1 protein-coding gene is annotated in these 904 nt (G+C 49.2%); it reads right to left on the reverse strand.

Annotated elements, in window-relative coordinates:
• The coding region (locus tag FD23_RS08705) for a glycoside hydrolase family 70 protein (protein ID WP_044880601.1) at positions 1-904 on the reverse strand (904 nt) is incomplete at both ends.

The raw sequence follows: 904 nt of genomic DNA on the forward strand, positions 1-904 counted from the left end.
AACTCAGTCATCAAGGTCTTCAGCCAGGAAGTACTCTTCTTGCTGTAGATCTTCTTTTCAACGTTTACTTGAACCTGGTTGGCCGCGTTGAACAAGTCCTTGGTCTTGTCACTGGTTGAGAAGTTCCGCTTGGCACTGACAAAGCCGTTCTTCTTCATGAAGTTGAGGTAGTCAACGAAGATCGGGCGGTTTGGCCAATAAACCATCAAGAGCGGCCGCTTGTCGCTGGCCGTTGACTTGGTCCAGGTCTTGCCATCCTTCAAGATCTTCTTTGGCCGGTACCAGCTGTCCGCGGTCAAGTAGCCATTAACGTTGTCGATACTGGATGAGCTGTAGCTGTAAGCCAAGTTGTTCTTGGCAAAAGTCTTGTTGGTGTTAACCAAACCAGTTTCCTTGGTGAATTGCATCTTCAAGGAGTCGCTGCCCAGACCCTTGGAGTCAAAGTAGTACCACTTGGAACCAGACTTGTACATGAAGTTGGTCCGGGGCTTGGCACTGACCGCGTCAATGTAGTAAGTCTTCCCCTTCAAGCTGGACAAGCCGGATTGCAACTTACCGCTCTTTGAGTAGTGGTAGACATACTTGCTGCCCTTGACGGTCTTGTTTCTAACCATCTTGCCGCTCTTAGTGAAGTAGTACCAAGAGCTGTTGATCTTGGTCTTGCCTCTGAAGCTGGTTACATGACCCTTCTTGTTGAACTTGACCTTCTTGCCCTTGATCTTGCTGGTCTTGTTCTTAATCATTACCCCGTTCTTCTTGAGGTAGTAAACGTAGCCGCCACTGACCAGGTAAGAGCTCTTGACCTTCTTGCCGTTCTTGTAGTACACCCGGCCAGCCTTGGTATTCTGCCAGCCATTCTTCTTAGCGGCTGAAACAGATTGGCCAAATGGCAGGCTGGCCAAAG

This window comes from Lactobacillus delbrueckii subsp. delbrueckii DSM 20074 = JCM 1012, from assembly GCF_001433875.1.
Taxonomy (GTDB): domain Bacteria; phylum Bacillota; class Bacilli; order Lactobacillales; family Lactobacillaceae; genus Lactobacillus; species Lactobacillus delbrueckii.